Source organism: Pontibacter arcticus (assembly GCF_003284895.1).
Taxonomy (GTDB): domain Bacteria; phylum Bacteroidota; class Bacteroidia; order Cytophagales; family Hymenobacteraceae; genus Pontibacter; species Pontibacter arcticus.
On record NZ_QMDV01000001.1, the window covers coordinates 725,357 to 749,732 of the forward strand.

The following is a 24,376-nucleotide window of genomic DNA, read 5'->3' on the forward strand; positions in this document are numbered from 1 at the left end:
TCGTTATTCGTGATGCCAGCCACATCAGGAACCAAGAAAGCTAATTTCGATAACTTCTAACCAAAGAATGTTGCTCCCGTATCAGAAAATATCATTTTAACGATAAAAACTACCTGCATTATATGGCTAAATTTACTGTAAAAGAAGTCTGGCCGCTTCTAAAATCTACCTTTACGGGCTTTAATGACAACAATTCGCTTTTACTGGCTGCGGCATTGGCCTTTAATGCTATTTTCTCTATTCCGCCGCTCATGGTTATTATTATCCGGGCTGCCGGGTTTTTCTTTGGCGAAGAAGCTATTTCCGGCGAGCTTTCGAACCAGATATCCGGTGCTATCGGCCCCAATGCTGCTATCGAGATACAGAACATTGTAAAAAACGCTTACAAAGACGAATCGGCCAGCACGTTTGCATTCTGGATCGGGCTAGGCACCCTGATCTTTGCTTCTACCACCTTCTTTGCCACCCTGCAGGAGTCGCTTAACCGCGTCTGGAATCTCAAACCCAAACCAACCAACGGCATCATGAAAATGGTAAAAGTCCGTTTGTTTTCCTTTGGGATTGTGCTGAGCATTGCGCTGCTAATGCTGGTTTCGCTGTTGCTGAGTACCGTTATTGCTATTCTAAGCGATTACCTGACAGAACTCATACCTGATATCGGCGTTTTCTTTATAACCTTAATGGATTTTATACTTTCCATTGGTATTATTTCGGTGCTGTTCTCGCTTATTTTCCGGTTTCTGCCAGACGGCCTCATCCGCTGGAAAGATGTTTGGATCGGTGGTTTGATCACGGCTATCCTTTTCGCCATCGGTAAGATTCTGATCAGTTGGTTTATCGGCACCAGCGATCCGGGCTCGGCTTATGGAGCAGCAGGGTCTATGATTGTTATACTTGTATGGATCTATTATTCGTCGCTGATCGTGTTGTTTGGGGCTGAGTTTACACAGCAGTTTGCCTGTGCCTTCGGTCAGGAGATCAGGCCTAAAGAGCACGCCGTATTTTACCGCGAACAGGAAATACACGACCATCCACACGATAAAAACAGTGGCCGCCCGCCTGCAGAAGGCCGCTTCGACAAGAAAAGCTAACAGCTGGACAAAGGTTGATTTGACAAAAAAACTCTCAGAAACAAAAAGCGCGAGTTCCAGAAACGGAGCTCGCGCTTTTTGTTGATCTTAAATAAATCCTTTATCCTTCTTTGGCTAAGAGTTAAGCAGTTTTTTTAAGCTTCTTTTTGCTCTTTTACGGCTAGCTGGCCACAGGCTGCATCAATGTCTTTACCACGGCTGCGGCGCACGTTTACCTGCACACCACGGTCTGCGAGGTAATACAGGAATTTCTGCCAGCGGTCATCGTTCGTGTTCACGAAATCGGCATTGGCAATGGGGTTATACTCAATTAGGTTTACTTTGCACGGGATGATCTTCGAGAAACGATAAAGTTCTTCGGCATCCTCCAGCGTATCGTTAAAGTTCTCGAACACAATATACTCGTAGGTTACCTTGCGGCCTGTTACTTCGTGGTAATGCGTCAGGGCATCTTTCAGGGCTTCCAGCGAGTTGGTTTCGTTGATCGGCATGATCTCGTTGCGCTTCACATCATTGGCAGCGTGCAACGACAGCGCCAGGTTGGCTTTCACCCCATCATCGGCCATCTTCTTGATCATCTTGGCAATACCAGCTGTACTTACCGTAATGCGGCGAGCAGCCATACCTAAGCCATCGTGGGCGGTAATGCGCTCTATACTTTTCATGACGTTGGCATAGTTCAGCATTGGTTCGCCCATCCCCATGTACACAATGTTGGTAAGCGGAGTGCCGTACTGCCGCAAGCTTTGCTCGTTAATGCGAACTACCTGGTCGTAGATTTCGGCAGCATCAAGGTTGCGGAGACGATCCATGTAGCCGGTCGCGCAGAATTTGCAGGTAAGCGAACAACCTACCTGGCTACTCACGCAGGCTGTTTTGCGCTCGTCGTGCGGTATCAGTACACCTTCTACTATGTTGTTATCGTAAAGTTTGAAAGCAGATTTGATAGTGCCGTCGTTGCTGAGTTGCTCGGTAGCAACCTGCACGGCGTTAATGGCAAAATGCTGCTCCAGTTTTTCGCGCAGGGCCAGGCTCACGTTGTTCATATCCGCGAACGAGTTAGCCGAGTGCTTCCAAAGCCATTCGTATACTTGTTTTGCACGGAACGGCTTCTCGCCCTGCTCCACGAGCCAGGCTTTCAGATCGTCCAGTGAAAACTTACGAATATCCTTTTTATTGATAATGTTGATGTCTGCAATCAAAGTCATACTGCAAAATTACAAAAATACTCAGGCTTTAGTTTCAAAACGTGCCTTAACTTCAGCCGGAAGCGACATTAATTTGCGCTCGGTATAATTAAAGCACAGCATTCCGGTTTTTGCCCTTGCTACTTCTTTGCCGTTTTGGTTCAGTACATGGTAGGTAATATCGAAACCATACTTGCTGAGGTCGTTAATGGCCAGTTTCAGGGTTAGTACATCGCCGTAAAAACCTTCCCCTTTGTAAGCAATTGCTACATCGGCCATAATAAGGCTGGCTCCGCCCAACTCGAGTTCGCTGTAGCCAAAGTGGGCCAGCAGCTGCACACGCGCTTCATGCAGAATAGAAAGCAGGGCATCGTTGCCCAGGTGTGCACCATAGTTCAGGTCTGTGATGCGGATCGGGATCTGGGTTTCGAAATGCGTATGTGCCGGAATTTCTACTTCTATGCGGGCCATATTTTATTGTTGGTTGTTAGTTGTTGGTTGCTGAGACTATATACTTTGCTGACTGGCGCGAAGCTATGCTTTACTGTTATATTAAACGTAAGAATTAGCGTAGCTTCTGTTGCAGGCGGGCCGCTGCTTTGCTTATATTTGCAAAGTAACACAATAAACATGCACCTCGAAATACGACAGACAAAAGACGGCTCCAATACCTTATACTTACCCGACCTGAACGAGCATTACCATTCGGTGCACGGTGCTTTGCAGGAGTCGCAGCATGTGTTTATCAAGCATGGCCTGGAGCATGTGCTGTCCTCTAAAAAAGACATCAAGATTCTGGAAGTTGGCTTCGGTACCGGCTTGAACGCGATCCTGACGTTTCCGTGTGCGCTTGCCCGCCAGTCGTTTATACAGTACGATACGCTCGAGAAGTTTCCGTTGCCAATGGATGTGATCGCGCAGCTGTCGTACGAAAAACTGATTCTGAACCCGGAACTGCTGGATGCTTTTAACCAGATGCACCTGGCCCCCTGGAACGAACCAGTCGAGCTGATCCCATACTTTACGCTGCAGAAAATAAACGAAACGCTGGAAGAATTCTGTCCGCCGGATTCGTATTACGACATTGTATACTTTGATGCCTTTGCGCCGGACAAACAACCCGAACTCTGGACCGATGACATTTTTGCCAAGCTTTACAAAGCTATCCGGCCGGGCGGTTTGCTGGTTACGTATTGCGCCAAAGGCTCTTTTAAGCGCAGCCTGAAAGCGGCTGGTTTTGAAGTAGAAGCCTTACCGGGCCCTCCGGGCAAGCGCGAAATGACCCGTGGCAACAAGCCGCTCGCAGATTTTTAGCACAACTTATACTTTGGGTACGTATTTATAGCACCCTCATTTGGTGTAGTAAACATTTGCGCCAACAGCAGGTTAATAGCTTCTGACTATTACATCAGATCATCTAAAAAATTACGCTGAACATATGGCTGAAAATAAGAAATTTTACGAGCAGGCTGCTACTACGCTGCAAGGCAAGGAAGTAACCATGGACCAGCTCAAAGGCAAGGTAGTAATGGTAGTGAACACAGCCAGCCAATGCGGGTTAACGCCACAATACGAAGGCCTGGAAGAACTTTACCAAAAGTATAAAGACAAAGGTTTGGTTATACTTGGTTTTCCGTGCAACCAGTTTGGCAACCAGGAACCCGGTGATGCGAAGGATATACAGGAAGGCTGCCTGATCAATTATGGCGTGAGTTTCCCGGTTTTTGAGAAGATAGAAGTAAACGGCCCGAACACACACCCGATCTTTAAATACCTGAAATCCGAGCTGGGTGGTTTTCTGGGGAGCCGCATTAAATGGAACTTCACCAAATTTTTGATTGATGCGGACGGCAAACCTTACAAACGCTTCGCTCCTATCACCAAGCCGCAAAGCATCGCCCCCGATATCGAAAAGCTACTGCCAGTTAAGTAGTTTATACTTTCTGTTGCTGCTTTCCAGCATACTTTATAAGTATACAAAACCCGTTCTTGCTGTTGATTTCCTACAGTAAGAACGGGTTTTTGCTTGCTGGTGAAAACACACAGCAAGGGCAGCGATATTTTACTTCGAGCATTGCCAGTGCTTTATAGTTAATTAACTTCCTTTTCTTCTTTATTCAAATCCATCCCCTCCCAAAATTATTTTCCGGATGCGCTGTTATTCAGGAACTTCCTGCTACATGTGTTGGTTCTCAGCGCGAAGCTTCTGATCTTATAATTTTAGAAGATTGGCTTTATTTATACTTTTAACCGCTTCACAAAATATTACTATTCCAAAGTATATTGTAATAGAATAAACAATTTGCGCTTTTAAAGCAAAATAAGCTGAAATTGATCGCTAAAAAGGGATTTAGAGTATGGAAGCTTGAAAATAAACTATTAATTTGTAGAACTTAAATCGCCCTTAACAGAGAATAATATATGAAACGACTGCTACGTAAAATTGACTTTAAAAAAGTTATCAAGCCTTTCCTGCCAAAGTATGAAGTGGTTTGCACCAATTATAACCTGATTCCAGGCTTGCCGGTAAACAAAAACTCTTCGAAACATACGTTCGAGCGTGGCGAAGGACTGGCAGCTAAAGAGTTTTATGCGAAAGTGATTTCTTCTGACGTAACCAGAACAATGGCACCTGTAGAAGTACAACTGCGTAAAATTTACCTGCGTACCACCACCATCGATCAGGCTGAATTTGGCCCGGTAAGCAGCTTTAAAAAATAAGTAACCGCAATTTTAAAGTATAAAAAAGCCCTGCCAACATAATTGGCAGGGCTTTTTTATACTTTAAAGGTTTATTCTCCGCCAAATACCATCCGGCATTACCACTGCATCCAGCGGCACATCAAATGGGTTGGTATCTGCGATAGCCTCTACAGGCGGCACCAGCGACAAACCTACTTTCAGCACATTCGGACGGCAGTCGGCCAGAAAGCGGTCATAGAAGCCTTTGCCGTAGCCCACGCGGTGCCCTGCTTCATCAAACGCCAATAACGGAATCAGTACCATATCCACTTCGGGCGCAAGTATGATCTGTGCATTTTGCGGCTCCGGAATCCCCCATAGGTTATCTACCAGTACAGCCTCATCGGTCAGGTGATGGTGGGTAAGTATGTTTTGCGCCACATCGGTTACGGGTACAGCCACGCGCACTCCCGGGTGTTGCAGCCGCAGCTCATCAATAATAAGCCAGGTGTTAACTTCATTATTTTTGATAATCGGCAGAAAGATATGTACTGTCTGGCCTACCTTTAGCTCAAAATTCCGGAAAAACTGCGTTGCAAGCTGCTGGCTGCGCAGCTGTACTTCCTCTTTCGGAAGTGCCCGGCGCTGTTGCAGCATCAGTTTACGTAGCTCCGCTTTCTGCATTATTCTTCTTCCAGGATGGTAAATTTAAACGCAAACGGATCGAACGCCTCCACCAAAGCTGGTATAAAATCAGGGTTGTTGGTTTGGTACGAAAGCAGGTTATCCTGGCGCTCCTGCAGGCTGTTATTTGGGAACAGTTTATCTCTCAGCGTTTCGAGCTGCTTGAAAGTCTGGTCGTGTTTGGCGTCGCGGGCTTTGGATATCTTCTTTTCCAGCATCTGCAGCGCGTTTACGGCTTTCTGGGTTTCGGCGGCAACGGCTTTTACTAGAGTCGGATCTATACTTTCGGCCAGCTTTTCTACTTCGCTGAACACGGCAGTTATACTTCGGCGCTGTGCTTCCAGGTTTATTTCTTCGTCGTGCAGCCTGGCAGAATAGCTTTTCTTCAATTCCTGGTAATCAGCAAAGAGCTCTTCCGGCTTTAGGCCCAGTTTGTGCATTTTGCCAGCGTTGCTACGGTTTATGTAAAGTGCCGAATTACGCAGCATCAGTACCGGATAGGTAACGTTACAGGCTTCGAACACCTTCTTTAACTGGAACCAGTATACTACCTCCGCGCCACCGCCAATATAAGCCAGGTTCGGAAGTATAAGCTCTTCGTACAACGGCCGAAGTATAACGTTGGGACTAAACTGCTCCGGATGCTTTTCTGCCAGCTCTAGTATTTCTTCTTTGCTGAAGCTGGTATCGGTGTTCAGTACGTTGTAGGTTTCGCCATGCTGCACGATGCGCTCACGCAGGCCGTTATTCAGGTAAAACAAGTTTATTTCTCTGGAGAAAACCTGCGGTTTATATCCTAAGCTTTCCAGTTGTGCATTAGCTTCCGTTACCAGTTTATGTGATAAGTTTTCGGTGAGTTCTTTTTTAACAACGGGCGTTAAGGCTTTTTTTAATTCCGGATGGTCGCCATCTATACTTACCAAGCCATAGGCCCCAAACAGGCTGTGCGTAATGGCCCGGGTGGCATCAGCTAAGGTTTTGCTGTGGCGGTAGGCTTCTTCAAAAACAGGGTACGCTTCCGGTAATTCTGCCAGTACTTGTTCTAACCCTTCGTTGGTAAAGCGGCCTACTGCGCCACTTTGCTCTGTTTCCCAAGTATACTTTTTCCCGAACAGGTTAAAGTGGTTTATCTCTGCAAAATCGTGGTCTTCGGTGGCCATCCAGTAAACGGGCACAAAGTTATAATCCGGGTACTTCTCCTGCAGCTGCTTACACGTATTTATAGCCGTTACAATCTTATAAACAAAGTATAAAGGGCCGGTAAAAATGTTAAGCTGATGCCCTGTGGTGATAGTAAACGTATTGGGTTGTTTCAGCAGTTCGAGGTTTTGCTGTACACTTGGGTTGATATCCGGAACGGAAGTATACTGTTGTTGTAAGGCATTGTAAAGTACCTGGCGTTGCTTCTCGCTGAAGCTTTTTTCCTTTAATTGTGCCTCAAAAGCTGCCACCGTCGGGAAGCGGCTATAGAACGGCTTTAGCTTTTCGTTTTGCGACAGGTAATCGGTTATTGTCTGGGAGAAGGCGCCTGTCGCGGCGTATTCTATCGTTGCTTGTTTCATAGTGGATACTTCCATCAACGTATGCGCTTTTTTGTTTAGCCTCTTTAACAGCTGAATCAGGTTTGGGTTTCGGTTAATTTATACTTTACCGGCCACGCTGCAAAGTACGCTTTTATTTTTTTGTCTGAACCAGGAGAAGCAAGTATAAAGTATAACAAGTATCTTACTTACATAAACCACTAAAAATAAAACTATGGGATTATTAAGCGGACTAATGGGGCATGCCTCCGAAGTATCCATCGAAAAACTAACGACCGAATTCCAACCGATCCTGCTGGACAACGAACACATCGAAAAGGCTTACAAGCTGATCCGGGATATGCTGGTATTTACCAACAAACGCCTCATATTGGTAAACAAGCAGGGCATCACCGCTTCCAAAACCGATTATCAAAGTATACCTTACAGCAGCATCAAAATGTTTTCGAAAGAAACGGCCGGCATGATGGATTTAGATGCTGAACTGAAGATCTGGCTGACAGGCGAATCTACGCCTACCATTAAACAGGATTTCAGGAAAGGTGATAATATAAACGAAGCTTACAAAGTGTTGAGCAAGTATGTACTGAAGTAAAATCTAAAATGATTTAAGCCAGTTTTCGGCATCTTCAAACGTATCGAAGCCTTTCACGATGCCTTTCTGTACAAGTTTGATTGCCTGATCGGTAGATAGCCTGCTGAAGTGGCTTTGCGAATAAATAACAGAATGGTAAACCAGACCGGCTGCTTCGGCACGCGGATACCAGTTATAAGCGCACCACTCTGCCAATTCTGCCCAAAGCCCCTGTACTTCATAATGGTTATCCAGCAGTTTATGGCAATACTCTTTTTTAAGAAAGAACAGGATATCTTCGTAGCCCTGCATAATGGCTTCGTTTGTTAGAGCGCCCTGCCAGTTTGCTAAAATATAATCATCTACTGCATTGTATTCCAGTTTCAGAAAATCAGTGGACAGAAGTTTAATATGTTTCATAAAAAGAGGACGTAAGTGGGCAACGTAGCCTTTTTGCCTAAATGTTACGGTAGTCTTCCGTATGAAATCAATCTTACGCAAAACTTCTGATATGTATAAATATAAACAAAAACTCCTTACCAGTTTTAGCTGATAAGGAGTTTTTAGTTTGATCTGCTTTAATATTTACAGCACTATCTCGCCATACAAATCGAAATCGGTGGAATCTGTGATCTTTACGTTGGCAAAATCGCCTAAACGCACATAGGTATTATCGGCTGGCACCAGCACTTCGTTGTCTACCTCCGGCGAGTCGTATTGCGTACGGCCCACAAAATAGCCACTTTCCTTACGGTCGAAGAGTACTTTATACGTATTGCCTATTTTTGCTTCGTTCAGTTCTACGGATATACTTTGCTGCAGCTCCATAATGGCATCGGCACGCTCCTGTTTTACTTCGTCCGGCACATCATCCACCAACGTATGAGAATGTGTATTTTCCTCGTGTGAGTACGTGAAAATGCCCAGGCGGTCAAATCTTGTTTCAGCAACCCAATCATACAGCTCCTGGAAATCTTTGTCTGTTTCGCCAGGGTGGCCTGCAATTAAGGTTGTTCTTAAAGCGATATCCGGTACGCGTTGGCGGATCTGGTCTACCAGCTCAATGGTACGGCGCTTGCTGATGCCACGGCGCATTGTCTTGAGCATGTTATCTGAAATGTGCTGCAACGGCATATCCAGGTACTTACAGATGTTGTCGCGCTCGTTCATCACATCAAACGCTTCCATCGGGAACTGCGACGGGTACGCATATTGCATTCGTATCCACTCAATACCTGGCACATCAGACAGGTTACGCAGCAGGTCAGCCAGCTTGCGCTCGCCGTAGTGCTGCAATCCGTAATAAGTCAGATCCTGAGCAATAAGTATAAGTTCTTTTGTACCCATACTGGCCAGGTGCTTGGCTTCTTTTACCAGCGATTCTATCGGGCGGTCTACGTGCTTGCCACGCATTAACGGTATCGCACAGAAAGAGCAAGGGCGGTTACAGCCTTCGGCAATTTTAAAGTAGGCGAAGTGCGAAGGCGTCGTGATCAGGCGCTCGCCGATAAGCTCGTGTTTGTAATCGGCCTCCAGCTTTTTAAGCAACTGCGGTAACTCCAAGGTACCAAAGTAAGCATCCACCTGCGGAATTTCAGCCTCAAGGGAGTCTTTGTAGCGCTGCGATAAACAGCCGGTTACATATAATTTATCTATCTGGCCAGCTTCTTTGGCATCAGCGTAGCGCAGAATAGTATCAATGGATTCTTGTTTTGCGTTATCGATAAAGCCACAGGTATTTACAATGATAATGTTGGAATCATCTTTGTCAGACTCGTGCGCCACTTCAATGGCATTGGCCTGCAGCTGCCCCATCAGTACTTCCGAATCCACCAGGTTTTTAGAACAGCCCAGTGTAATTACGTTTACTTTATCCTTCTTTTGGCTTCTTACTTTCACTTTACTATTTCTTATTGTGTTGATCTTGTGTTAATGAGAACTGCTACTGGTAGGCATTAGTTCGTTTTAGGAATGTAGCTGCAAAAGTACGATTAGTTTGTGTAATAAAAGAACAGCCTGCTAGTTGGCAGGCTGTTCTTTTAACTTTATCTTAATTAATCAGTACTTGCTTTGTAATTACTTCTTTATCCATTGTAAACTGAAGTAAATAAACACCTTGGGGCTTATCTTTTACGTTGATGGTTTGCCTAATCTCCCCTGCTACCTCCCCGAATACCTGACTATAAACGGTCTGCCCTTTCGCATTAATTAGTCTTATAGCTAAATTCGTTTTACCTGACAGAGGCAACACAATGTGCAGCGCTTCACTTGTAGGGTTCGGAAATATGGATATTTTCTTAGGGGTTTCGATTTCCTTTATACCTGTACAGGTGGAGACGATTACGTCTTTTGTAGACACTGCTACACAGCCATTCTCGTCTATAAAAGTATAAGTAAGCTTATGTATTCCAACTCCAGCAGTATTTGGATGAAATATGCCTTTGGCAGTAACTGCAGTGCCCGTCCAAGTGCCGCTATCCGGACTAAAGCCAGTTAAGGTATAGGTAGGTATAGTTGAGCAGACTGTTTCATTGATGCCAGCCGTAGCTACAGCCGCCGGTTTTATTATTGCTGTTACGGCAATTCTTGCACTCTCACAACCTTCAGCTGAAACTACAGTTGCATAGTATAGAGTTGATTGTGTAAGCAAAGGAGTTGTAAACACCTGCCCCAAGGCAAGTGGCTCTATGGCGCTTGTTGAAGCATACCACTTGTAAGTGCCGCCTTCAGGCGCACCGGTTGCATAAAAGTTTACACTACTGGTGCCGCACTTAAGACCTGAGAGAACAGTTGGCCCTACTGGAACTCCTGTCTCAATTGATAAAGATTGCCTTTCGCTATATCCACAATGATTATAGGCTGTTACTGTAATTACCCCTGCTTCTGCTCCTGCTTTAACTCTTATCCTGGGAGAATCCTGTCCCTCAAGAATTACCCATCCAAAAGGCACGTTCCACTCATACCCGGCCGCATTACTTACAGCAGGCACTTCATAAATAACTTGAGCGCCGGCGCATGGCTTTGCAACTGAAGCAGAAATACCATTTGGCATATCAGGCTTAGAATTTACGTTTAAAGTTAACTTAATTCGTTCTCCTTCGCAGCCATTGCTAAACCGTATGGAAACATAAAAATTTGTTGTAATACTAACCACTGGTGTATAAAATCTGGACTCCGATTCCGAAGACCGATCTTCCCAAATTGGGTCAGGAGATGTTGCGGATGCATACCAACGGTAAGTTGCACCATATGGCGCCCCACTTGCAACAAAGACTGTATTGCCCGTTCCGCAGGTTTTTTTAGAGAGGTCCCGCACGGTTGGCGCAAAAACATTAGCAGGAGCAACAGCCAGGCTTCTTTTAATTTCCTGCCCACATGCTCCAGGTATTGTAACAGTAACCTCTCCGGCCGATGCCCCTACTCTTACTTTGACTTTATTTGTTCCCTGGCCATCAGTAATTATCCATCCTTCAGGTACTACCCAAGTATAGGAAGTGGCCTGGTAGGCTGATTGAGCTGTATAGGTTACACCTGTTGTACCCGGGCAGGGGTTGGATACACTTGCAATAATTGAAGGAGCAGGCTCAACGGATAAACTGATGTTGGTGCCATTATCAGTACCTGTAATAGCAGGGGCTGAGCTGATAATTTTAATCCGGTAACCATTGCCGCCGTATATATTTGCCGGAATAGTAGCAACGATTTTATTATCTTCACCTGTACCGGTGCCAATAATTTTAGACTCTACAAATGAGCCTTTTTCATCTGAAAGCAGTGCCGTATATGAAGTGCATCCACTATTATTGCCTGTAATAGAAAAGGGTATCTCGATAGTTGAGCCAGGGCATATAGCCGCCCCGGAAACATTACCTGTAACAATTACAGGCAGTTCACCACTCAAAGCGCTCAGTTTAGCAACATAATATTGCTCTGATGCTGAAACACTATTCTTGATTGTATGGCATCCGAAGTTTACGGTTTGATGCGTACCTGTTCTGTTGAACGAACCAACTAAATAGATATTCTGTCTGCTATCAACGCTTATTCCTCTGCTTACTATATCATATAAAGGAGAGGTCGTTGCTTTTTCTGCCCAGACAGCGTTGCCGTTTACATCATATCTGGTTACATAAATGCCATAATCAGTATTCCCGTATTTTGCATTACCAATTACCAACTGCCTGGACCCGAAAATAGCTGTGTAACTAAAAACGCCGGTAATATAAATATTGTCTTTCGGATCGATCGTAAGTCCAGTTGCAAAGGCAAAGATTCCCCCGGTTTCTGTTACCCATTTAAAATTCCCTTCAGTATCATATTTTGCAAAGAAGCCATTCGTACCGGCAATAGACGCTGTAAGTTCAGGACCAGCTTCAAATCTTGTATAATTATTAAACCGGCCTACCAGGTAAACATTTTTGTTCTTATCCACAGCTATCAGGCTGCTTCTGGTTTCGCTATAATCTTCCTGGTTTTGATTAATGAGTTTTGCCCAGTGCAACTGCCCGTTTGGCTGATATTTTGAAACAAAAGTATTGGGGCCTCCTTTACTATTTGTTAATAGCAGGGAGCTAAACTCCAGAGTTCCCACAGAAATTGAACTAGTGATATAAACAGCTCCTTCCACATCTGTAGTCATGCCAATCTCATAGTTTTTACCACTAGATCCTTTGATCGTATTTCCCCATTGCACTTTACCATGCACATCATATTTCACAACAAAAAATGCGTTGTTAGTGCCACTCGAAAGTGTAACATCGCTAAAAGAGGTACTACCGCTGAAGGTACCTGTTATGTATAACTCCCCGGCAGGAGAAGCAGCAATAGCAGCAACGTTATAATGGGATCCATTTGTTTGAGTAGCCCAGATTACATTTCCTGATTCACTATACTTTACCGCAAAGTAATTAGACCCGGTACTCGCAGTCAGTTTATAATCTCCCAGCGTCATCGTGCCGAGAAAAGAACCCATCAAATACAGATTATCTTGCGCATCTACTGCCATATCGACGACATACCCCGGCAACTGCTTCGCCCACAGCACCTGCCCTTCTGCATTATACTTAGCTAAAAAAATTTGCTTGCTGCCATCATTGATCGTGAGTGTAACCGAACCAAGCTTTAAACTTTCTGAAAATTGCCCGGTTGCATAGACATTACCCTTACTGTCAATTACACTAATATCAGCCGAAGAATATCCTGTATTTGTTTCATTTTTAACCCAAGACCACTCGAAAGCACTGCCTGCAACTGGTACTGGTTCTACTCTTACTGTAACAGTAGAAGTACTGCTGCACCCATTTTTTATACCTGTTACCGTATATGTGGTGGTTGCCTGGGGCGATGCAACAGGATCAGCAATATTCGGGTCACTCAAACCTTTAGCCGGGGACCATATATAAACATCTGCGCCCGAAGCATAAAGATTTGTTGAAGAACCCTCTTGTATGGCTCTGGCCGCTGCTGAAGCTATTACTACTGGCGGTTTATTCATGGTGAGGCTTTTCTCATTACTTGTCCCGTTAACTTTAGGGGAAGAGGCTACCACTCTGATTTTATAGCCAGGGCCTGTAGCAAGCCAGGCAGGTATGGTTGCAGCAATTGGGCTTGTGGCACCGCTGCCGATCACTGTAGGATCAGAAAAGGTCCCATAAGAATTTGAGAGTTGTACAGAGAAAATATTATCTGTTCCGAAATCACCATTTGTTGAAAAGGGAACTTCCATAGCTACCCCCGCACATAAGACAGCCGTTTTAAGATCTCCTGTGGTTATGGATGGAACAGGCTTTGGCATAGTCATAGAACTTAGCTTCCCTACCACAATACCTTGCTCCAGTGTACTTGAACCAAATACAGCGGGGCCACTGAAATCACCTGTAAAGTAGATAGTGCCATTCCCGCTTATACTTAGCTTCTTTACAAGGTCCAGTCCAGCGCCCCCGGCTTGTGTGGCGCCCAGTACATCAGCCGTCGGGCTGTACTTTATAAAGAACATGTCGTAAGCACCAGTCGAAACTAAAGCAGTATTATCAAAAGAGACAGATCCTTCAAAATGGCCTGCTATGTATAGATTCCCGTCAATATCTCTGCCTATACTGGCGCTTCTTGCATCTCCGGAGCTTTCCTGCTTTTTTATCCATTGTAAAATACCTGCCGCACTATACTTTGCCAGAAATATATTACCTGTTGCATTGCCTGAAACAGCAGCAGAGCCAAAAGTTGCCCTGTTTTGAAAAAATCCTGATATGTAGCTATTTCCTGTTTCATCTACGACAATACCTGTTCCCACATCGCTGCCCTCTGGGCCTCCGGCCTGTTTTGCCCATAATGCATTTCCATTTGTATCATACCTTGCCACGAAGATATCAGCTGGCCTGGTTACATCGCTGTGGTTAGTTAAGGTGGTGGTACCAAACGCAGCGGTCATCCAAAACTGGCCTGTCAGGTATAAGCTCCCACTCTGATCGGTTGTTATATCATGTGTAAAGCAGCTCCCTAAGCCTCCTGCCATTTTCACCCAGCTTATATCACCCTCACTGGTATACTTTGAAATAAAAAGCTGCTCATTTTTTGTTGCCGTGATAATGACCTCTCCAAACGTAGCTGTTTTAAAGAAATTGCCGGTTACATAAGCGCTACCATTTACATCAACTGCTATGTTAGTACCCCTTACATCTCCATCCGCACTGCCAGCTTTCTTAGCCCATACAACTTTTCCGCTCTGATCGAACTTTGTAACAAAGGCACTTCTATCTTCGGAGCTCGTGAGCGTAAATTTGCCCAGCGTAACAGTTCCTTTAAAATTACCTGTTATGTAAGGATTACCACTGGCATCGACAGCTATATCTGCGCTTTCAACAACCGAAGTGCCTGTAATTGCATTAGCCCATATCATATTTCCATTGCTATCATACTTGGCAATAAATGTATTACCATCCGGGCCGCCTGTAAGGGTTGTGGGGCCAAAAGAAATAGAATTGGCAAAGCCGCCGATAACATAGCTATTCCCATTTACATCTGTTACCATACTTTTGCTCTCATGAGCATGAGTACTTCCAGCTTCTTTTATCCACTGCCAGTCTTGGCTTGCTGCAGGTAACGAGAGAACAATAAAGAACAAAAGAAGTAACTGTTTGAGCATAAGCTTACAGGTATGGGGAAGGATTATCAATAAGTTTTAAAGTTTTTTGATAACAGCGTTTTATTAAGAAGAAGTAATAGCCTGACGTCAAGAAATAATAGTTCTTTTACCCGATAGTAGCTAATACCTAAATTAGCTACTATTATAATTCTTCAAGTATATAAATATACTTATATACTTGAAGAATTAAGTTTTTTAATAAGTTAAGTTGCAGATTGAGCTACATCATTGCAATGCGGGCCTCTGAAATAGCAGGAGGAAATAAGGCATGCGCCTGTGTTAATGCTGGTACACGGCTGTAAAAAACGACGTTGATAGTTTTACCCTTCTGCTTTATCTTATTGCTTCCAGTTTATCCTTACACGAAAACCACTTTTTCGCAGCGGAACGGCTTTCTAGCATACTGATCTCAATTGGTAAGCTGTAACTGGTAATGAGTAGCGAAATAACCTGAAACAGATTATCGTCCCAGAGATAGTCCGGTGATTCCAGTAAAGCGATTTTTCGCAGAGGTGTATGAGGAATATTCTGAATAAAGCAATGAATAACTTCCTCGGTTAGTATACCGCCCGCAGGCATGCCAGAGTCTATAATCAGGTTAGCAACTTCTTTTTCCTGAATGGTGCGGAATAGAAAAGCAACAGTTTGCAAAAACCGGGAAGATTCTACACTTAGCTCATCAGACCATGAAACATTTAACACGTTGCCGGTCTCCTCATATACCAACTCCATTAAGTCATACTTAATTACACTCATTGCAGGCGTAAATTAGGCTTAAAACTATAAAAAATTAAGGTAGTTTGATTTCAGGAGCTATTATACAGCTATGCTGCAGCTGTTAGTTTATGTAGTATGTAAGAAATAAACTGTTTATGCAGGCAACACAGTTTAAAATACAGCCATACTGTTGCTAACGCTTAAATTAGTAAGTGGCGTTGTAATTTATCAAAAACTCGATTCTGGTAACCTGATTCTGCTGCACTTCAACCGGATAAATATTTCCTTCTCCATCCATCAGATTGGCAAAAAGTCCTTCTTCCTCTTTCGTGAAAAGGCTGTACTTGCCAGGCTCCAGCGAAACAGTAAAATTGCCGTTAGCATCTGTAATAACCTGTGTTACCAGTTTAGTTTGAATGTTGGAATAAAAAACACCAGTAGCTTTCGCTTTGGATGTGTTTGTGAGGGTATAAATGTACACGGTGCGCTGTACACCATTTTTGGAGGATCTTCGTGGCGCATCCGGCGAAGGCATTTGGTTCCCTTGCTGCCAGAACACTTGCCCGGCGATGCCCTGTTTTATACTTGGCTGCTGGCTTTCTTTGGTTTGATCTGCACCTACTGAGATAGCTTCTACCGGGGATTGATTCGGCAATTCAGCTATAGGTTCGGTTTCAGAAGCTGGGCTGTCAGGAGCGGCAGGCTTTGAGTTCCGGCAACTGAGCAACAGCAAAACCAGCGGCAATAGCAGCAGCTTTTTCATAGAAAGGCTTCAGGTTACTTACGCGAAAAGAATGACTCTACGAATGCGTTCTTATCGAACAGCTGCAGGTCCTCTATTTTCTCGCCTACTCCAATATACTTCACCGGAATCTTAAACTCATCTGAAATACCGATTACAACACCGCCTTTGGCTGTACCGTCCAGTTTTGTAATGGCCAGGGCCGTTACATCAGTAGCTTTGGTAAATTCGCGTGCCTGCATAATAGCATTCTGACCGGTGCTGCCATCCAGTACCAATAGTACTTCGTGCGGTGCTACCGGAATCACCTTTTCCATTACGCGCTTAATCTTGGAGAGCTCATTCATCAGGCCCACTTTGTTATGCAGTCGGCCAGCCGTATCGATGATCACCACATCAGCACCTAACTCTACTCCTTTTTTAACGGCATCGTAGGCCACAGAAGCCGGGTCAGTATTCATGCCATGCGAGATAACCGGTACACCTACGCGCTCACCCCAGATAATCAGCTGATCAACGGCAGCAGCCCGGAACGTATCCGCAGCGCCTAATACCACTTTTTTACCGGCTTTCTGAAATTGCGAGGCCAGCTTACCAATAGTGGTTGTTTTGCCTACACCGTTCACGCCTACTACCATAATCACGTAAGGTTTGGTATCGGCTGGCAGATCGAAATTAGCACCGTCGCCGGCTCTGTTCTCTTCGAGTAAGGCAGCAATTTCTTCGCGCAGAATGCGGTCCAGTTCGGAGGTGTTCACATACTTATCACGGGCCACACGTTTCTCGATGCGGTCAATGATCTTCACTGTTGTTCCTACTCCTACATCGGCATGTACCAGAATTTCTTCCAGCTCATCCAGCACTTCCACATCAACAGTGGATTTGCCAATAACGGCCTTGCTTAACTGTCCGAAAAAGCTTGACTTGGTTTTTTCAAGGCCCTTGTCCAGCGATTCTTTTTTCTTCTCTTTGCTGAAAAAGTCAAAAATGCCCATACCGGTGTTTTATGTAAGGATGAAAAGGGGTGCAGTGAACTGGTAATATACTAAAAAAGTCCCAATAGTGGGACTTCTTCATGTAATGTATCTATAAGCAGAGTAGGCTTAATTACTTTGCAAGAACGTCCTGTACTTTATCAACAGGCACCATTTCTTCTCTAAAGCTGTAAGCACCAGTCTTAGGCGACTTTACGGCTCTGATTACTTTTGCCCAGTCTTTACCTGTGGCGGTTTTTAGGGTTGCAACTACCTTCTTAGCCATGGTTATTTAATTTCTTTATGAACAGTTACTTTTTTCAATACAGAGTTATACTTCTTAAGCTCTAAACGCTCAGTTGTATTCTTTCTATTCTTGGTAGTGATGTACCTCGAAGTACCAGGCATGCCAGACGCTTTGTGCTCTGTACACTCCATAATCACCTGGATTCTATTACCTTTTGCTTTTTTAGCCATCTCAACAGTAATTTTTTATTTAGGATTGCAAATATAATCGCTTAGATCCTTAACTACAAACAAAGTATAAATTTTATTGTAAACTCCGCAGAACTTTTCCCGGATCTTACACCAATCTGTCACTCACTTATTTACCCTTTACTCAATTTTGCAAAATCGCCTGTTGCTGTTAAGGCTGCACAGATGGTTTTAGTGGCTAAGCAGGGCAAAAACTTAAGCCAAAGTCAAAAAACAGCAACGGAGCGAGCAGGTCTCGCCTGGCTCCCTCCGTTGCTGGTATAATTTTATCTAAAATATCAGATGGCTTACGGCGCTACGCTACCGGATGGCTGTTTTTAGAAAACGATATAGCCCTGCTCTACTGATTTTTTCAATACAGCTGAGATACCGTTTTTGTTGATTGTTCTCAGTGCTGAAGTAGAAACTTTAAGCGTTACCCAAGCATCCTCTTCCGGGATGAAAAAACGCTTTTTCTGAAGGTTAGGGTAAAATCTACGCTTCGTTTTGTTGTTAGCGTGAGATACTTTGTTACCTACCTGTACTCTTTTTCCTGTTAAATCGCAAACTCGTGCCATCTTGTATGTTCTTCTAAATTATTCCAATAGGGGTGCAAATATCTAAATTATAATACACAAAGTCAAAGGATGCGCTAAAGTTTTTCCTTTTTGTGTGTATAAAGCAGGTCAAACGGCCGGTTTTGGGTACAAAATTTATACTTGCCCGCCGGTGTTCCCTGTTTGTTTTCGCTTCTTATTAAACCCATAAGGGCAGTGTTTGCAGCCGTTTTCGCAGCAATAGCCGCGCTTTAAATGATACTTGGCCGTAAACACCAGTAGCCCCTGCTCGTTCAGGTAATAATCTTCTTTTTCTTTTAATGGCTGTCCCAAAACAGTGTTGTTCTAATTTTTCTTCAGGCAAATATACTTGCTTCCACTAAAAGTATTCCTTTCTGCATACCTCCGCCTATGTTTATACGTTTTAGTTCTTTAACAGCCTGCACTGTAGTGTGTACGTTGCGCGTTACCGCTTACCCTAAACCAGAAAGCCTATGCCAAGTTACAGCACTTTACAAGAAGCCATCGCAGCGCTACGCGAACAGGGTTTTACGCATACGTTCATTATTCAGAACAAGCAGATCTTTTGCCCCGACCGTGAGCAGACTATCAACCCTGAACAACTGACCCTACTGGAACGCCATCCTATTGCTGACCCGCAATTGGGCCAACGCGAGTTATATGGTTTCAGAACACACGATGGCGCCCTCGCTCTGATGACAAATACGTATGCTGAGTATGAGCCGGAAGTATTTGAGAATATTTTCAGCAGATGCGTGCATCATACAACACGGCGCGCGTAGGAGTTTATACTTGCATATGTTTTAAAATAGCACCGCTTTCCCTATTTTTACACAACCTGCCCATTTTATACGTTAAGTACAAAGCAAGCTTGCAGCTAACCACATACCAAAAAACACACAAAACTATGAATACCTCAACCATCACGACAAGCCAGGAGGCTATCGATATAGAAGATAAATACGGCGCACACAACTATCATCCGCTGCCGGTTGTACTCACGCGTGGCGAAGGCGTACACCTGTGGGATGTAGAAGGCAAGCAGTATTACGATTTCCTGTCAGCATACAGCGCTGTAAACCAGGGCCACTGCCACCCGCATATCATCAACGCACTTGTAGAGCAGGCGCAGCAGCTTACACTTACGTCGCGTGCTTTTTATAACGATAAGTTGGGCATTGCTGAAAAGTATATCTGCGAGTATTTTAAGTATGACAAAGCCTTATTAATGAACTCAGGTGCCGAAGCGGTAGAAACTGCTTTAAAAATGGCCCGCAAGTGGGGCTACATGAAAAAAGGCATCGCGGCAAACAAAGCGGAGATACTGGTAGTAGAGCATAATTTCCACGGTCGTACAACGGGTATCATCTCATTTTCAACCGACCCGGATTCTACAAAAGGCTTTGGCCCGTACATGCCCGGCTACAAAGTAATTCCTTACAACGATATAGCTGCCCTGGAACTGGCCTTAAAGGAAATGCCAAACCTGTGCGCGTTTATGGTGGAGCCGATACAAGGCGAAGCAGGCGTAATGGTTCCGGACGAAGGCTACCTGGCTAAGGCACACGCGCTTTGCAAAGAGTATGATGTGCTCTTTATTGCAGATGAAATCCAGACAGGTATTGGCCGTACCGGTAAGTTACTGGCCAGCTATTATGATAACGTAAAAGCCGATATACTTATACTTGGCAAAGCATTGTCGGGTGGCGTGTTGCCTATTTCAGTGGCGCTCGCTAACGATGACATCATGCTGTGCATCAAACCAGGCGAGCACGGCTCTACGTTTGGAGGAAACCCGCTGGCCGCTGTAGTAGCCATTGCTGCTTTGGAAGTGATCGAAAACGAAAACCTGACCGAGAATGCTTACAAATTAGGCGATATTTTCCGGGAGCGCATGAACAGTATCAAAGCCAAGCGCCCAGACCTGGTAACACTGGTACGCGGCAAAGGCTTGCTGAATGCCGTTATTATTAAACCAACCGCTGATGGCCGTACTGCCTGGGATGTATGCGTAGCGCTGAAAGACAACGGCCTTTTAGCAAAACCAACGCATGGCGACATCATCCGTTTTGCGCCGCCGCTGGTTATCACAGAAGAGCAGTTGCACGAATGCTGCGATATTATCGAAAAAGTGATCCTGGCTTTCTAAAACCCGGACCTACACAAAGTATAAAAGGCGATGCTGCTACCTGCAGTGTCGCCTTTTTTGTTGCTGCTATCCTTTATTCGTCTATACTTCGAAAAGCGGCACATATACGTCGAAAAAATTTCTGGAAGCGAAAGTGTACTGGTTACTTCGGATTAAAACTGAAGCACCATGAAGCACTTATACATTTTCGGACTTTTCCTTTTCGGGATTTTAAAGGCAAGCCCCATACTTGCACAAACAAAACTTACCGGGCAGGTAACAGATGAGAAAAGTATAAACATAGAATATGCCTCCATATTCCTGTTGCACGCCCGCGATTCGAGCCAGGCAGGCGGTACGGTAACAGATGCAGAAGGCAGGTTTCTATTGGCAGCGGTACAACCCGGCAAGTACCTGCTCCGCTCGTCGTTTATCGGCTATCAGCCTAATTTTCAATCTTTCGAGGTAACAGAATCAAAAGCAGACATTCCGCTCAGGGTTATACTTCAGCCGGCCTTTGCCAGCCTGAAAGAAGCTGTAGTTATTGCCAGTCGCCCCACCATTATACAAAAGCCAGACCGGATGGTGATGAACCTCACCAATACTGTGCTGGCTACAGGGTATAATGCCATCGAAGTACTTGAAAAAGCGCCTGGTATTTACATCGACCCTAAAAGTGAAACTATTTCGCTGAACGGAAAGGGTGCGCTGGTAATTATAGACGGAAAGAAAACCTACCTGGCTGCCGCAGACCTTGCTACTTTTCTCAAAAGTATACAAAGCAGCGATATCCAGGAAGTGGAACTGATCGCGAGCCCGGGCGCAAAGTATGATGCAGAAGGCGTGGGAGGCATCATCAACATCATCACCAAAAAAGGTACACAGGAAGGCACCAAAGGAACGGCAACTATAGGTGGCGGATTTTCCGGGAACAGCAGGCAGAATGCCGGTTTAACTTTAAACCACCAACGCGGAAATGTGGCCCTGACCGGAAGTTATAATTTATCGAACCGCCATATTATTACCAGCAACGAATCCAGAACAGATTACCTGGACGAGGCCGGAACCGTAACCAATACGCACCAGATGGATAACTTTTCCGGGGCAGATGCCACCACGCACAATTACAGGCTGGCAGCAGACTGGAACCTGAATAAAAAGACCAGTTTTAATGCCGTGCTGCGCGGATTTAATTACCACAGAACCGGAATAGCTACCGCCACTACCAAGCTGCTCAGCCAGCATAACCAACCGGATTCTTCCTTGTTCAGCCAGACAAACAAGCGCAACCGAAGCCAGCAGTATGCAGGCACAATCGGATTTAAGCAACGCATCAGCCCTACTAAAACCCTAACCGCCGACCTAGATTTTGCCACTTATACTTCCGAAGAAAGAAATGACATTCTGAATGAATATGGTGGCAACACCGATGAGCAGCAAAATCTTTACCTCCGCAATTTGCTGCCGACTGATATCCGCATACTGGCCGGGCAGGCAGATTATGAGCAAACGCTGGGCAAGGGCAAACTGGAAGCTGGCGCAAAGTATAGCATCGTAGAAACCGGCAATAACGCGAAGTATGAAATCCAGGACGGCGATAATACGTGGGTAAACGATGCAGCCCGCACAAACGATTTTGTCTACAGCGAGCAGATTGCCGCCGCATATATAACTTATAGCAGCAAACTGGCCGGTTTTGATTACCGGCTTGGCCTCCGCACAGAATATACCGATGGCAAAGGCAAGCTCCTGACCACCAACCAGCCCTCCAATCGCTCTTACTTCAATCTTTTTCCGTCGGTGCTTATCAGCCGCAGTTTTGGTAACGACCATTTTGTAAACGCAGCCTTCAGCCGCCGCATCAGCAGGCCAAGCTACCAGAGCCTGAACCCATTTATTTACTTCCAGGATGTGTATACTTACACACAGGGCAACCCGTTCCTGAAGCCTGAATTCACGAGCAGTATAGATGTAACTTATACTTTGAAAAACACTTATACGGCCGTTTTAGGTTATGCTGAAACAACCAATACTACATCGTATGTTACCGAGCGCATCTCCGAACAATCAGTGGTAACCAGAACCCGCGCTGAAAACCTGGATAGCCAGACGCAGTATTACCTCAGCCTTTCAGTGCCTGTGGAGGTAGCGCGCTGGTGGAGTATTCACAACAGCCTCTACGGTTCTTACCTGCGCAACTCGCTGCTATCGGTGGCCAGTGCGCCGCAGCAGCTGCAGGGCTTTTCGGGTGTGTACAGTGTAACCAATACTTTTAAAGTGAAAGGCGACTGGACCCCGAGTTTGTCAGCTTATTTCCAGTCGGGGGCACCGTATGGCGCCGTTAGTTTGAAGCCGCAATACATTGTTAATATCGGTCTTCAGAAGAAATTTATGGATGGCAAATTTACTTTCCGCGGCAGCTACAACGATATCTTAAAAACGTCACGCGCCAAATCTGAAACAAACTTCAGCAACCTGCGCAGCACCGGCATTTACCGCTGGGATTCTCACTTCTTTAACCTATCGCTCAGCTATAATTTCGGAAACCAGAAAGTAAAAACGGCCGCTAAAGACAGACGCGCCGCTTCAGACGAAGAAAACCGAATCAACTAACCAACTTATACTTCTGATTTTGCAGTTGCCGGATTATTCGCGATACTTAATAGCTGAACAGGGCAAAGTTTATACTTCAGATCAGAAGACTTAGCCATACTTTTGAACCTGATTTCAGCGCATTTTACAAAGTTGCATGAACGACATCACCAGTAAACTTTCCGCTATTTTATCCGGTACCAGCCACAACAGTAAAGCGCGCGTCTGGCTGCATGTTATCTTTTGGGCACTGATGTACATCTGGTTCGATCAGCAGGCGCGCTGGTTGGTTGGCAATGTGTTTCCAGCGCTTACACTAGCGGTTGCATCCACCAAAATGAGCCTGGCCATACTTTTGTTTTACCTGGTTTCGGGGATAATTGGCAGCAAACTAAATATTATCTGGAAGTGCCTGGGAATTTGCCTGTTGCTTGTAAGTACGTTTCTGACCTACGGGCTGTTCATTTACCAGGTTTATACTTATTTCAGTATCACAAGCCCCACTACCCCCGAATATATAAGAAATTTAGCAGCCAGCATGTCGGCGCAAGGCCCCTGGACTTTTCTGTATAGTACAGATATCCTGTACTTTCATGTGCAGCAATTGTTAATGGGCATCTTGTTGCCACTTATTATTAAAGGGCTACGGTTAGTTTTTAAGTCGAGGTATAAAAGTATGCTATTAGAGAAAGACAACCTGAAACTGGAGCTCGATTTCCTGCGCTCGCAGATAAACCCGCATTTTTTGTTTAATACGCTTAACAGTGTTTATGCGCTCGTAGAAGATAAAGACCAGACGGCAGCTTCGATCGTTTACTCGCTTTCCAATATCATGCGTTTTGCCTTATATGATTCGAACACAACCGAAGTGGAAGTAGAAAAAGAGCTCGATACCATCCGCCATTACCTTGATATCCAGACGGTACGCCACAGCAAACGCCTGACCATAGACTGGGAAATTTCGGAGCAACTGGGCCAGCAACACATTCCACCACTACTGCTGCTTACTTTTGTGGAGAATGCCATCAAGCACGGCGTAGATAAGTACATCAACCAATCCTGCATCGCCATAAAAGCCTACCGCGATGTAGCCGGCGTTTTTTGCTTTGAGGTAACCAACTCTCTTCCGCCACGCAAACAGGTACTGGCAACCAATGGCATCGGGATCAGCAACACGCGCAGGCGGCTACAATTGTTATATCCTGATAGCCATACGTTGCAGATAAATCAAACTGAAAACATGCACCACGTACTGTTAAAAATCTGGTAAA

Annotated in this window: 23 protein-coding genes; 9 read left to right on the forward strand and 14 right to left on the reverse strand. The window is 44.9% G+C overall.

Going from position 1 to position 24,376, the window contains the following annotated elements:
- Window positions 1-122: 122 nt before the first annotated feature.
- Window positions 123-1,091 carry a YihY/virulence factor BrkB family protein gene (locus DP923_RS03300; RefSeq protein ID WP_112304302.1) on the forward strand — a complete coding sequence of 323 codons (969 nt, stop codon included), beginning with the start codon at window positions 123-125 and terminating at the stop codon, window positions 1,089-1,091.
- A gap of 134 nt (window positions 1,092-1,225) precedes the next feature.
- Here DP923_RS03300 and rlmN read toward each other — a convergent pair whose 3' ends face one another.
- Together rlmN and DP923_RS03310 are read right to left on the reverse strand one after the other, a co-directional pair.
- Window positions 1,226-2,299, reverse strand: coding sequence for a 23S rRNA (adenine(2503)-C(2))-methyltransferase RlmN (rlmN, locus tag DP923_RS03305; protein ID WP_112304304.1), 1,074 nt, complete (start codon window positions 2,297-2,299; stop codon window positions 1,226-1,228).
- A gap of 21 nt (window positions 2,300-2,320) precedes the next feature.
- Complete coding sequence (locus tag DP923_RS03310) at window positions 2,321-2,749, reverse strand: acyl-CoA thioesterase (protein ID WP_112304306.1); 429 nt, start codon at window positions 2,747-2,749, stop codon at window positions 2,321-2,323.
- Between the two features lie 159 nt (window positions 2,750-2,908).
- On the opposite strand from DP923_RS03310, the gene mnmD reads away from it, so the two are divergent.
- From mnmD to DP923_RS03325, 3 genes are all read left to right on the forward strand, one after another.
- Window positions 2,909-3,592 (forward strand): tRNA (5-methylaminomethyl-2-thiouridine)(34)-methyltransferase MnmD, encoded by a 684-nt coding sequence (gene mnmD, locus DP923_RS03315; protein ID WP_112304308.1) that lies wholly within the window; start codon window positions 2,909-2,911, stop codon window positions 3,590-3,592.
- A gap of 124 nt (window positions 3,593-3,716) precedes the next feature.
- Window positions 3,717-4,211 carry a glutathione peroxidase gene (locus tag DP923_RS03320; RefSeq protein WP_112304310.1) on the forward strand — a complete coding sequence of 165 codons (495 nt, stop codon included), beginning with the start codon at window positions 3,717-3,719 and terminating at the stop codon, window positions 4,209-4,211.
- Window positions 4,212-4,699: 488 nt separating this feature from the next.
- Window positions 4,700-4,999: a hypothetical protein gene (locus tag DP923_RS03325; RefSeq protein WP_112304312.1), complete on the forward strand. Its 300-nt coding sequence runs from the start codon at window positions 4,700-4,702 to the stop codon at window positions 4,997-4,999.
- Window positions 5,000-5,062: 63 nt separating this feature from the next.
- Here DP923_RS03325 and DP923_RS03330 read toward each other — a convergent pair whose 3' ends face one another.
- Window positions 5,063-5,644: a 5-formyltetrahydrofolate cyclo-ligase gene (locus tag DP923_RS03330; RefSeq protein WP_112304314.1), complete on the reverse strand. Its 582-nt coding sequence runs from the start codon at window positions 5,642-5,644 to the stop codon at window positions 5,063-5,065.
- Complete coding sequence (gene bshC, locus DP923_RS03335) at window positions 5,644-7,206, reverse strand: bacillithiol biosynthesis cysteine-adding enzyme BshC (RefSeq protein WP_239020921.1); 1,563 nt, start codon at window positions 7,204-7,206, stop codon at window positions 5,644-5,646. The genes DP923_RS03330 and bshC overlap by 1 nt, the downstream gene beginning before the upstream one ends.
- Before the next feature lie 193 nt (window positions 7,207-7,399).
- Between bshC and DP923_RS03340 the strand changes: the two genes are divergently transcribed.
- On the forward strand, window positions 7,400-7,780 hold the full coding sequence (locus DP923_RS03340; RefSeq protein WP_239020922.1) for a PH domain-containing protein: 381 nt from the start codon (window positions 7,400-7,402) through the stop codon (window positions 7,778-7,780).
- Window positions 7,781-7,783: 3 nt separating this feature from the next.
- Here the strand turns inward: DP923_RS03340 and DP923_RS03345 are convergent, their stop codons facing one another.
- The 10 genes from DP923_RS03345 to DP923_RS16630 all read right to left on the reverse strand — a co-directional run bounded on the left by DP923_RS03345 (window position 7,784) and on the right by DP923_RS16630 (window position 18,697).
- The gene (locus DP923_RS03345) at window positions 7,784-8,179 is read right to left on the reverse strand and encodes a hypothetical protein (RefSeq protein WP_112304320.1); all 396 of its coding nucleotides are present in this window, start codon (window positions 8,177-8,179) and stop codon (window positions 7,784-7,786) included.
- 165 nt (window positions 8,180-8,344) lie between these two features.
- Window positions 8,345-9,658: a 30S ribosomal protein S12 methylthiotransferase RimO gene (rimO, locus tag DP923_RS03350; RefSeq protein WP_112304322.1), complete on the reverse strand. Its 1,314-nt coding sequence runs from the start codon at window positions 9,656-9,658 to the stop codon at window positions 8,345-8,347.
- A gap of 151 nt (window positions 9,659-9,809) precedes the next feature.
- Window positions 9,810-14,900, reverse strand: coding sequence for an SBBP repeat-containing protein (locus tag DP923_RS03355; protein WP_112304324.1), 5,091 nt, complete (start codon window positions 14,898-14,900; stop codon window positions 9,810-9,812).
- Window positions 14,901-15,233: 333 nt separating this feature from the next.
- On the reverse strand, window positions 15,234-15,656 hold the full coding sequence (locus tag DP923_RS03360; protein ID WP_112304326.1) for a hypothetical protein: 423 nt from the start codon (window positions 15,654-15,656) through the stop codon (window positions 15,234-15,236).
- Window positions 15,657-15,822: 166 nt separating this feature from the next.
- Window positions 15,823-16,380 carry a collagen binding domain-containing protein gene (locus DP923_RS03365; RefSeq protein ID WP_112304328.1) on the reverse strand — a complete coding sequence of 186 codons (558 nt, stop codon included), beginning with the start codon at window positions 16,378-16,380 and terminating at the stop codon, window positions 15,823-15,825.
- 14 nt (window positions 16,381-16,394) lie between these two features.
- On the reverse strand, window positions 16,395-17,354 hold the full coding sequence (gene ftsY, locus DP923_RS03370; RefSeq protein WP_112304330.1) for a signal recognition particle-docking protein FtsY: 960 nt from the start codon (window positions 17,352-17,354) through the stop codon (window positions 16,395-16,397).
- Window positions 17,355-17,466: 112 nt separating this feature from the next.
- The gene (locus tag DP923_RS03375) at window positions 17,467-17,619 is read right to left on the reverse strand and encodes a DUF4295 domain-containing protein (protein ID WP_112304332.1); all 153 of its coding nucleotides are present in this window, start codon (window positions 17,617-17,619) and stop codon (window positions 17,467-17,469) included.
- A 2-nt stretch (window positions 17,620-17,621) separates the two neighbouring features.
- Complete coding sequence (rpmG, locus tag DP923_RS03380) at window positions 17,622-17,810, reverse strand: 50S ribosomal protein L33 (protein WP_112304334.1); 189 nt, start codon at window positions 17,808-17,810, stop codon at window positions 17,622-17,624.
- Window positions 17,811-18,145: 335 nt separating this feature from the next.
- Entirely contained in the window at window positions 18,146-18,385 is a 240-nt protein-coding gene (rpmB, locus tag DP923_RS03385) for a 50S ribosomal protein L28 (RefSeq protein ID WP_112304336.1), read from the reverse strand.
- Window positions 18,386-18,520: 135 nt separating this feature from the next.
- Window positions 18,521-18,697, reverse strand: a complete 177-nt coding sequence (locus DP923_RS16630) for a DUF5522 domain-containing protein (RefSeq protein ID WP_165838136.1) — start codon at window positions 18,695-18,697, stop codon at window positions 18,521-18,523.
- Between the two features lie 161 nt (window positions 18,698-18,858).
- Between DP923_RS16630 and DP923_RS03390 the strand changes: the two genes are divergently transcribed.
- The 4 genes from DP923_RS03390 (at window position 18,859) to DP923_RS03405 (ending at window position 24,375) form a co-directional block, all read left to right on the forward strand.
- On the forward strand, window positions 18,859-19,167 hold the full coding sequence (locus tag DP923_RS03390) for a hypothetical protein (RefSeq protein WP_112304339.1): 309 nt from the start codon (window positions 18,859-18,861) through the stop codon (window positions 19,165-19,167).
- A gap of 125 nt (window positions 19,168-19,292) precedes the next feature.
- Window positions 19,293-20,534 carry an ornithine--oxo-acid transaminase gene (gene rocD, locus DP923_RS03395; protein ID WP_112304797.1) on the forward strand — a complete coding sequence of 414 codons (1,242 nt, stop codon included), beginning with the start codon at window positions 19,293-19,295 and terminating at the stop codon, window positions 20,532-20,534.
- A gap of 168 nt (window positions 20,535-20,702) precedes the next feature.
- Complete coding sequence (locus DP923_RS03400) at window positions 20,703-23,126, forward strand: outer membrane beta-barrel protein (RefSeq protein ID WP_112304341.1); 2,424 nt, start codon at window positions 20,703-20,705, stop codon at window positions 23,124-23,126.
- Between the two features lie 136 nt (window positions 23,127-23,262).
- Window positions 23,263-24,375 carry a sensor histidine kinase gene (locus DP923_RS03405; RefSeq protein ID WP_112304343.1) on the forward strand — a complete coding sequence of 371 codons (1,113 nt, stop codon included), beginning with the start codon at window positions 23,263-23,265 and terminating at the stop codon, window positions 24,373-24,375.
- The last annotated feature ends 1 nt before the right edge of the window (window position 24,376 follow it).